The sequence below is a fragment of the Streptomyces sp. SID5785 genome (assembly GCF_009870065.1).
Taxonomy (GTDB): Bacteria; Actinomycetota; Actinomycetes; order Streptomycetales; family Streptomycetaceae; genus Streptomyces.
In genome coordinates this window covers 1-9,900 of the sequence record NZ_WWIA01001127.1, presented here as the reverse complement: position 1 = coordinate 9,900, position 9,900 = coordinate 1, and the positions used below count along the sequence as shown (strand labels likewise).

The following is a 9,900-nucleotide window of genomic DNA, read 5'->3' as shown; positions in this document are numbered from 1 at the left end:
TGCCCGGGTCTTCCTGTACATGCCGACGCACCGCGAGTACCAGGGCGAGTTCCTGCCCCGGCTCGACCTCGCGCGCGTCGCCGAGGAGCTCGGCCCCGACGTCACGCTCCTGGTCCGCGGCCACTACTTCTACAGCCCGTCCGCGCAGCTCGAGGAGCTGCGGGCCGGCGGCCGGGTCCTCGACGTCTCCGGGCACCCGCGGGTCGAGGAGCTGTACCTCGCCGCGGACGCGCTGATCACGGACTACTCGTCGGCGATGTTCGACTACGCGGTCCTGGACCGGCCCCTCGTGATCCTCGCCGACGACTGGGACGTCTACTCCGCGGTGCGCGGCACCTACTTCGACCTGCCGGCCGAGCCGCCGGGCGCGGTCGCCCGCACCGAGGACGAGCTGGTGCGGCTGCTGCGCACGGAGGGCTGGGACAACGCCGCCACGACGGCGCTGCGGACCGCGTTCCGGCGCCGGTTCTGCGAGTTCGACGACGGCCGGGCCGCCGAGCGCGTCGTCCGCCGGGTGTTCCTGGGCGAGCGCGGGCTGCTGCCCGTCGTCCCGCTGGACGAGCGCCCGCGCGTGCCCTCCCCCTCCGACGTGGCCGCCCTCGTCGAGCAGGCCTGACCGAACGAAAGGAAGATGTTCCCGTGGCCCCTCGACTCAGCATCGTCGTGCCGATCTACAACGTGGAGCAGTACCTGCCCGCGTGCCTGGACTCCCTCGCGGCACAGACGCTCGAGGACATCGAGGTCGTCATGGTCGACGACGGCTCCCCGGACGGCTCCGCCGACATCGCGGCCGCCTACGCGGCCCGCGACCCGCGCTTCGTCCTGGTCAGGAAGGAGAACGCGGGGCTCGGCGCGGCCCGTAACACCGGCCTGGCGCACCTGTCCGAGGACGCCGAGTTCGTCGCGTTCGTGGACAGCGACGACATGGTGCCGCCGGACGCGTACCGGCTGATGGTGGCGAGTCTGGACGCGAGCGGCTCGGACTTCGTGACCGGCAACGTGCAGCACATCAACAGCACCAAGGTGTGGCAGTCGCCGATGCACCGGATCCTGGCCGGCGGCGCGGTGCAGCGCACCCACGTCACCCGCGACCGGCGGCTGCTGGGCGACCGCATCGCGTGCAACAAGGTGTTCCGGCTCAGCTTCTGGCGCGCGCACGAGCTCACCTTCCCCGAGGGCGTGCTCTACGAGGACGTGCCGGTGATCATCCCCGCGCAGTTCCTCGCCGAGGCCATCGACGTCATCAGCGAGCCGACCTACTACTGGCGGCTGCGTGAGGGCGAGGCCGCGCCGTCCATCACGCAGCGGCGCACCGAGCCGAAGGCGGTCCGCGACCGGACCGCCGCCGTCGAGTCGGTCAGCCGGTTCTTCGGCGCGCACCCGGACCCGCGGGCCGCCGAGCTGAAGAACGCCTACGACCGCACGGTGCTCAGCGGCGACCTGCGCATCTTCATGAACGTGCTGGCCGACGCCGACAGCGCGTTCCACACCGAGTTCCTGCGCGTCGTCAACGGCTACCTGGACCAGGTCGACCCCGCCGTCGTCACCGAACTGTCCGCGTCGGCGCGCGTGAAATGGCTCCTCGTCCGCAAGCACGCCCTGACCGAGCTCCTGGACCAGATCCGCTCGGAACGGCGCGGCGAGGGCCTGCAGATCAAGGGCGGCCTCCTGCGCAAGTACGCGGACTTCCCCGCACTCCAGTCGCTCGCGCCCGCGCTGCCCAAGAGCGCCCTGCGCATCGACCCCGAGCTGAACTCGCACGCCCCGCTCCAGGACATCTCCTTCAGCAACGGCAAGCTGCACCTGGAGGGACACGCCTGGATCAGCCGGATCGAGCAGCCCACCCGGCGCAGCGCCCTGAAGGTCCTGGTGCTGCGCAAGCAGGGCAGCCGCCGCACGATCGTGACCCCGCTGCACAACACGTACCGGCCCGAGGCGACGGCGCAGTCCCGGCAGAAGCAGTACTCGTACGACTGGGCCGGCTGGGAGGTCGACCTGGACCTGAACCGGCTGCGCGGCCGCGGCGGCTGGCAGGAGGGCACCTGGCGGGTCGGCGTCGGCATCACGTCGGGCGGCCTGATGCGCAAGCGGGCCGTCCAGGCCAAGGGCCCGACCCGGGCCAACCACCCGCCCTACCAGTGGCTCGACAGCGAGTTCCGGCTGGTGCCGTCCGTCGTCAAGGGCGCCCTGCACCTGCGCATCGAGAAGGTCGGGGCGCTGGTCACCGGTTTCACCGCGGACGGCGACCGGGTGGAGATCACCGGCGAGATACGGGTGCCGCTGGCGTCCGGCGAACAGGGCGCGCTGACCGTCCTCAACCGCAAGAGCGGCGAGCAGCACCGGTACGCCCTGGACCTCTCGCCCACCGAGGACGGCCGCACGCCGTTCCGGGTGTCCGTGCCGCTGAAGGACGTCGCGCTGCTGCCCGAGCACCAGGACGACGTCGACAAGGAGGACACCTCGCGCGGCGCCGACACGGTGCAGGGCTCGCGGCGCAACTGGAGCACGGAGCTGGAGTTCACCGCCCCGGCCGGGGCCGTCCGGCGCTTCTCGACGGTGATCCGGGACGGCGTCGAGGACCTCCAGGTCCGGCTGCCCGCCTCGCTCGGCGAGCGGGCCCCGCGCAACGAACTCGCGCTGCTCGCCGGGGCGAACGGCTACCTCAAGTTCTCCGGCCGGCCGCTGCAGGCGCGGCTCACCGACGTCCGCTGGGCCGACGGCCGCTATCTGCTGCAGGGCTCGACCCCGGCCGGGCTGGACGGCGCCACCCTGCTGGTCAAGGCGCGCGACCGGTTCGACGAGAAGACCGTGCCGCTCACCGCGTTCCCCGACGGCACGTTCAGCGCGGAGTTCACCCCGGCCGCGATGTCGGGCCCGGACGACGCGCTGCCGCTCAAGAGCGGCCGCTGGAACTTCTTCCTGCGGTGCCCGGACGGCGGGCGCGACGGCGCCGCCGTGGACGTCCCGTTCACCATCGACCGCCTGGCCGTGCCCGGCTTCCCCGTGTCCGGGACGGCCGGGGGCCGCGAGTACCACTTCGAGGCGCGCTGGCACGACTTCCCGCAGCTGGACTGCCCGTCCGACCTGACGGTCGAGGAGCGCGGACCGTACCGCCAGGAGCGGCTGCGCAAGGACGTCTACGAGGCGGGCCGCAGCCTGCCGCTGCGCGACGCCGTGCTCTACATCAGCTACAACGGCAAGCAGTACTCGGACAGCCCGCGCGCCCTCCACGAGGAGCTGCTGCGCCGGGGCGCCGACGTCGAGCACCTGTGGCTGGTGCGCGACGGGCAGGTCGACCTGCCGCCGACCGCGCAGAAGGTCCGGTTCTGGGGCACCGAGTGGTACGAGGCGCTGGCCCGCTGCCGGTACATCGTCACCAACGCCCACCTGCCGCACTGGATGGAGCGCCGCCCCGGCCAGGTCGTCCTGCAGACCTGGCACGGCACGATGCTGAAGAAGATCGGCCTGGACATCGAGGCCCCGAAGTTCGACCCGGAGTACCACGACCGGCTGCGCCAGGAGTCGCGCAACTGGAGCCTGCTCGTCTCCTCCAACCGCTTCAGCACGCCGATCCTGGAGCGGGCCATGGGCTACGACGGCGAGATCCTGGAGACCGGCTACCCGCGCAACGACTACCTGTACGCCCCCGACCGGGAGGAGCGCGCGGCCGAGGTCAGGAAGCGGCTCGGGATCCCGGCCGGCAAGAAGGTGGTGCTGTACGCCCCGACCTGGCGCGACGATCTGGCGCACCGGCGCGGCCAGTTCAAGTTCTCGCTGCGGATCGACGTCGAGGACGCGAAGCGGCGGCTCGGCGAGGACCACGTCCTGCTGATCCGGCGCCACTCGAACGTGGTGGACCAGGTGCCGGGCGCGGGCGACGGGTTCGTCTTCGACGTCTCGGAGTACCCGGACATCGCCGATCTCTACCTGGCCGCGGACGTCATGATCACGGACTACTCCTCCGTGATGTTCGACTACGCGCACCTCAAGCGGCCGATGCTGTTCTTCACCTACGACCTGGAGCACTACCGGGACACGCTGCGCGGCTTCTACTTCGACTTCGAGGAGGACGCGCCGGGCCCGCTGATCCGCACGTCGCAGGAGCTGATCTCCGCGGTGCGGGACATCGACACGGTGTCGGAGGCGTACCAGGAGCGGTTCGACCGGTTCCACGACCTGTTCTGCGGTCTGGACGACGGGCAGGCGGCGCGGCGCGTCGCCGACCGGATGCTGGAGCAGGCCCGCGAGGTCTGAGCCGCCGCGGGAGTGCACACGGAAAGGGGGCGGGCCCGGAGGAGAGATCCTCCGGGCCCGCCCCCTTTCCTGCGCGTGACGCGTCCTGCGCGTGGACGGCCGGACCGGAACTAGAAGGGGTCGAAGCCCTCGTACTCCTGCTCGGCCTCGTCCCGCTCCGCCTGCTTGTCGCGGCGGCGCTGCGCGGCCGGGCGCGGGGCCTCGAAGCGGTGGTCCTCGCCGCGGCGGCCGAGCATCTCGGCGCCGGCCGTCATGGACGGCTCCCAGTCGAAGACGACCGCGTTCTCCTCGGGGCCGATGGCGACGCCGTCGCCGCCCCGGGCACCGGCCTTCAGGAGCTCGTCCTCGACGCCGAGCCGGTTGAGCCGGTCGGCGAGGTAGCCGACGGCCTCGTCGTTGTTGAAGTCGGTCTGGCGGACCCAGCGCTCCGGCTTCTCGCCGCGCACACGGAACACCAGCTCGCCGCCGTCCTCCTCGCGGGTGACGGTGAAGCCCGCGTCGTCCACGGCCTTCGGCCGGATGACGATCCGCGTCGACTCCTCCTTGGGCTGCGCGGCGCGGTGCGCGCCCACCAGCTCGGCCAGCGCGAAGGACAGCTCCTTGAGGCCCTTGTGGGCGACCGCGGACACCTCGAAGACGCGGTAGCCGCGCTCCTCCAGGTCCGGGCGGACCATCTCGGCGAGGTCCTGGCCGTCGGGCACGTCGATCTTGTTGAGGACGACGATCCGCGGCCGGTTCTCCAGGCCCGCGCCGTACTCCTTGAGCTCCGCCTCGATGACGTCGAGGTCGGAGACCGGGTCCCGGTCGGACTCCAGGGTCGCGGTGTCCAGGACGTGCACGAGGACGCTGCACCGCTCGACGTGGCGCAGGAACTCCAGGCCGAGGCCCTTGCCCTGGCTGGCGCCCGGGATCAGACCCGGCACGTCGGCGACGGTGTAGACGGTGGAGCCGGCCGTGACGACGCCCAGGTTCGGGACGAGCGTCGTGAACGGGTAGTCGGCGATCTTCGGCTTCGCGGCCGACAGCACGGAGATCAGCGAGGACTTGCCGGCCGACGGGTAGCCGACGAGCGCGACGTCGGCGACGGTCTTGAGCTCCAGGACGATGTCGTGGAGGTCGCCGGGGACGCCGAGCAGCGCGAAGCCGGGGGCCTTGCGGCGGGCCGAGGCCAGCGCCGCGTTGCCCAGGCCGCCGCGGCCGCCCTGGGCGGCGACGTAGGTGGTGCCCTGGCCGACGAGGTCCGCGAGCACGGTCCCGTGCTTGTCGAGGACGACGGTGCCGTCGGGCACGGGCAGGACGAGGTCCTGACCGTCCTTGCCGGAGCGGTTGTCGCCCGCGCCCGGCGCGCCGTTGGTCGCCTTGCGGTGCGGGGAGTGGTGGTAGTCGAGGAGCGTCGTGACGTCCTGGTCGACGACCAGGATCACGTCGCCGCCACGGCCGCCGTTGCCGCCGTCCGGGCCGCCGAGCGGCTTGAACTTCTCCCGGTGTACGGAGGCACAGCCGTGGCCTCCGCTACCCGCGGCGACATGCAGCTCGACGCGGTCCACGAAGGTGGTCATGGTTCAGTGCCTCCAGTTACGAACGGAATGTCTCTACTTCAACACGCGAAAGGCGGACCCGCTTCCCCGTGGGGAAGTGAGGTCCGCCTCGCGAAAATCCGGGTCGATGCGCCGTCAGGCGAATCAGGCGACCGGGACGATGTTCACGACCTTGCGGCCGCGGTGGGTACCGAACTCCACCGCACCGGCGTCGAGCGCGAACAGCGTGTCGTCCTTGCCACGGCCGACGCCGTTGCCCGGGTGGAAGTGCGTGCCACGCTGGCGGACCAGGATCTCACCGGCGTTGACGGTCTGACCGCCGAAGCGCTTCACACCGAGCCGCTGAGCATTGGAGTCGCGCCCGTTCCGAGTGGACGATGCGCCCTTCTTGTGTGCCATCTTGTCTCAGTCCCTTACTTCGCAGCCGTGGGGATGCCGGTGATCTTGATCGCCGTGTACTGCTGACGGTGACCCTGACGACGGCGGTAGCCGGTCTTGTTCTTGTATCGAAGGATGTCGATCTTGGCACCCTTGTGGTGGTCCACGACCTCGGCCTGCACCTTGATGCCGGCCAGCACCCACGGGTCGCTGGTCACAGCGTCGCCGTCGACAACGAGCAGCGTAGAGAGCTCTACGGTGTCGCCAACCTTGGCAGTGGAAATCTTGTCAACCTCAACGATGTCGTCGACAGCAACCTTGTGCTGGCGACCACCGCTGCGCACGATGGCGTACACGCGGATCTCTCTCTCGCTCGGAACGGAACCCCCGCAGTCCAGCCGCACGAGGCGGCCTCTCCGGATTCGGGGAACCCGGAGGAAAAAGGTTTACGGGAGTGGGCGGGCCCGATGGACACGCCGACGGTCAAGATTACGGGTCGCCCCACTACCGGGTCAAACCGGCCCCGGCAAGGACCGCGCACCCCGCGGGTGTCCCGGGCCGTGTCCCGGAACCGTGTCCCGGAAAGCAGGGCGCCCCGCACAGCCGGAGCCGTGCGGGGCGCCCTGACCGGGCCGAGCCTCAGGACTCGTCGGCGACAGCCGCAGCCGTCTTCTTCGCGGCCGTCTTCTTGGCCGCGGTCTTCTTCGTGGCGGCGGCCTTCTTCGCCGTCGTCTTCTTCGCGGCCGTCTTCTTGGCCGCGGTCTTCTTCGTCGCGGCCTTCTTCGCCGTCGCCTTCTTGGCCGTCTTGCGGACCGTCTTCTTGGCGGGCGCCTCGGCCTGCTCGGCCGGCTCCTCCGCGGCCGCGGGAACGACCGTGACGGCCGCCTCCTCGGACGCGGTGGGCGCGGTGGCCTTGCGGACGGCCCGGCGACGCGGACGCGCCGGGGCTGCGGCCTCGGACGGCTCGGCGGCGGGCTCCGACGTCACGGCCTCGGCCTGCACCGACTCCTTGACCGGCTCCTTGACCGGCTCCGCGACCGTCACCGCGGCGGCCTCCTCGGAGGACGCCTTCGGCGCACCGGCCGGGGCGCTGGCCTTGCGCGTGGCACGGCGGCGGGCACGCGGCGCGGGCGCCGCCTCCTGCTGCTCGGGCTCCGCGGCTACGGGCTGCTCGACGACCGGCTCCGGCTCGGGCGCCGGGGCGGCCTCGTCGGAGGACGCCTTCGGCTGCTCCTTCGCGGGAGCGGCCTCGGCCTTGGGCGCACCGGCCGGGGCCGACGCACGGCGCGTGGCCCGGCGGCGCGAACGCCCACGGCCCGCGGCGGCCTCCGCCTCGGCGGGGCTGGAGTACAGCTCCTCGTCGGGCGTGAAGTCGGGCTCGGGCAGCGCGACCGGCGCGGCGGCCTCGGCGGCGACCTCGGCCGGCGTCTCGGCGGGCTCCGACGCCGTCTCGACGGCCTCGTGCTCGTGGTGCTCGTGGTGGTCGTGGCCCTGGTCGCCGTTGCCACCGCGGCCGCGCTTCTTGCGCTTGCCGCCGCCGCCGGAGGAGGCGGGCTGCTCCATGTGCACGATCACGCCGCGCCCGTTGCAGTGCACACAGGTCTCGGAGAAGGACTCCAGGAGGCCCTGGCCGACGCGCTTGCGGGTCATCTGGACCAGGCCCAGCGAGGTGACCTCGGCGACCTGGTGCTTCGTACGGTCCCGGCCCAGGCATTCGAGCAGGCGCCGCAGGACGAGGTCGCGGTTGGACTCCAGGACCATGTCGATGAAGTCGATGACCACGATGCCGCCGAGGTCGCGCAGCCGCAGCTGGCGCACGATCTCCTCGGCCGCCTCCAGGTTGTTCCTGGTCACGGTCTCTTCGAGGTTGCCGCCCTGGCCGGTGAACTTACCGGTGTTGACGTCGACCACGATCATGGCCTCGGTCTTGTCGATCACGAGGGAGCCGCCCGAGGGCAGCCACACCTTGCGGTCGAGCGCCTTGGCGAGCTGCTCGTCGATCCGGTACGTCGCGAAGACGTCGACCTCGGAGGTCCACTTCGACAGCCGGTCGGCGAGGTCGGGCGCCACGTGGTCGACGTAGCCGTGGATGGTCTTCCAGGCCTCGTCACCGCTGACGATGACCTTGGAGAAGTCCTCGTTGAAGATGTCGCGCACGACACGGACGGTCATGTCCGGCTCGCCGTACAGCAGGCTCGGCGACGAGGTCGAGATCTGCTTGGACTTCTTCCGGATGTCCTCCCACTGGGCCTGCAGACGCTCGACGTCGCGGCGCAGCTCGTCCTCGCTCGCGCCCTCGGCGGCGGTGCGCACGATGACACCGGCGTCCTCGGGGACGACCTTCTTGAGGATGGTCTTCAGACGCGCGCGCTCGGTGTCGGGCAGCTTGCGGCTGATGCCGGTCATCGAGCCCTCGGGCACGTAGACCAGGTAGCGGCCGGGCAGCGAGACCTGGCTGGTCAGGCGGGCGCCCTTGTGGCCGATCGGGTCCTTGGTGACCTGGACCAGGACGGACTGGCCGGACTTGAGAGCGGTCTCGATACGGCGCGGCCCGTTGGCCATGCCGAGCGCCTCGAAGTTGACCTCACCGGCGTACAGGACCGCGTTGCGGCCCTTGCCGATGTCGATGAAGGCGGCCTCCATCGACGGCAGCACGTTCTGGACCTTGCCCAGGTAGACGTTGCCGACGTACGAGGTCGACTGCTCCTTGTTGACGTAGTGCTCGACGAGGATGTCGTCCTCGAGCACACCGATCTGGGTGCGCTCGCCGTTCTGCCGGACGACCATCACGCGCTCGACGGCCTCGCGGCGGGCGAGGAACTCGGCCTCGGTGATGATCGGGACGCGGCGGCGGCCCTGCTCGCGACCCTCGCGGCGGCGCTGCTTCTTGGCCTCCAGGCGGGTCGAGCCCTTGATGGACTGCACCTCGTCGACGGAGACGGGCTTGTCGTCCTTCTTGCGGGGCTCGCGGACCTTGACGACGGTGCGCTCGGGGTCGTCGTGCCCGGACTCGGACTCGGCGGCCCCGTCCCCGGCGCGACGGCGGCGGCGCCGGCGACGGCGGCTGCTGCTGGAGCCGGAGGCACCGGAGTCGGTGTGCTCCTCGGCGCGCTCCTCGCCCTCTGCGTCCTCGGCGTCCGTGTCCTGCTCGCCGTCCTCGTCCTCGCCGTCGTCCTCGGCCGAGGCATCGGTGTCGGACTCGGACTCGGCGGACTCGCCACGGCGGCGGCGACGGCCACCGCGACGGCGACGACGGGTGGGCCGCTCGTCGTGGTCGTCGTGCTCGTCGTGCTCGGCGGACTGCTCGTCCTGCTCCTCGGCCTCGTCGGCGGGGGCCTCGGCGGCGGGCGCGGGCTCGGCGGCCGGCTGCTGCGGCTGCTCGGCGGCGGCCTGCTCGGCGGCGGCGCGGCGACGACGGCGACGGCGCGGCGTCTGCTCCTCCTCGACCGCCGCGGGCTGCGCGGGCTCGGGCTGCTCGACGGCCTGCGGCTCGGCGGCCTCGGCGGCGGCGGCCGCAGCGGCGCGCTCGGGCGTCTGGAACATCGGCTCGGTGAAGACCGGCGCCTGGAACACGGCGACCGACGGCCGCTTCGGGCGGCCCTCTCCGTCGCCCTGCTTGCGGTCCTGCTGGGTGGTGCGCGGCTCGGCCAAACCGCCGGCGGCCTTGCGGGTGGCGCGGCGGCGGCCGCGGCGCGGACCGGTGTCCTCGGCGGGCTCCTCGGCCGCGGGA

The 9,900-nt window shown here is 71.9% G+C and carries 6 protein-coding genes; 2 read left to right on the top strand and 4 right to left on the bottom strand.

Annotated features, from left to right (window positions below; genetic code table 11):
- The coding region (locus GTW43_RS36395) for a CDP-glycerol glycerophosphotransferase family protein (protein WP_202502384.1) at window positions 1-616 on the top strand (616 nt) is incomplete at its 5' end.
- 23 nt (window positions 617-639) lie between these two features.
- Window positions 640-4,254, top strand: a complete 3,615-nt coding sequence (locus GTW43_RS36390; protein ID WP_161306246.1) for a bifunctional glycosyltransferase family 2 protein/CDP-glycerol:glycerophosphate glycerophosphotransferase — start codon at window positions 640-642, stop codon at window positions 4,252-4,254.
- 110 nt (window positions 4,255-4,364) lie between these two features.
- Here the strand turns inward: GTW43_RS36390 and obgE are convergent, their stop codons facing one another.
- From obgE to GTW43_RS36370, 4 genes are all read right to left on the bottom strand, one after another.
- On the bottom strand, window positions 4,365-5,813 hold the full coding sequence (obgE, locus tag GTW43_RS36385) for a GTPase ObgE (protein WP_161306245.1): 1,449 nt from the start codon (window positions 5,811-5,813) through the stop codon (window positions 4,365-4,367).
- A gap of 123 nt (window positions 5,814-5,936) precedes the next feature.
- The gene (gene rpmA, locus GTW43_RS36380; protein ID WP_161306244.1) at window positions 5,937-6,191 is read right to left on the bottom strand and encodes a 50S ribosomal protein L27; all 255 of its coding nucleotides are present in this window, start codon (window positions 6,189-6,191) and stop codon (window positions 5,937-5,939) included.
- Between the two features lie 14 nt (window positions 6,192-6,205).
- Window positions 6,206-6,526, bottom strand: a complete 321-nt coding sequence (gene rplU / locus GTW43_RS36375) for a 50S ribosomal protein L21 (protein WP_055566950.1) — start codon at window positions 6,524-6,526, stop codon at window positions 6,206-6,208.
- Between the two features lie 283 nt (window positions 6,527-6,809).
- Window positions 6,810-9,900 (bottom strand): Rne/Rng family ribonuclease (locus GTW43_RS36370; protein WP_161306243.1); only part of this gene is annotated, 3,091 nt, incomplete at its 5' end.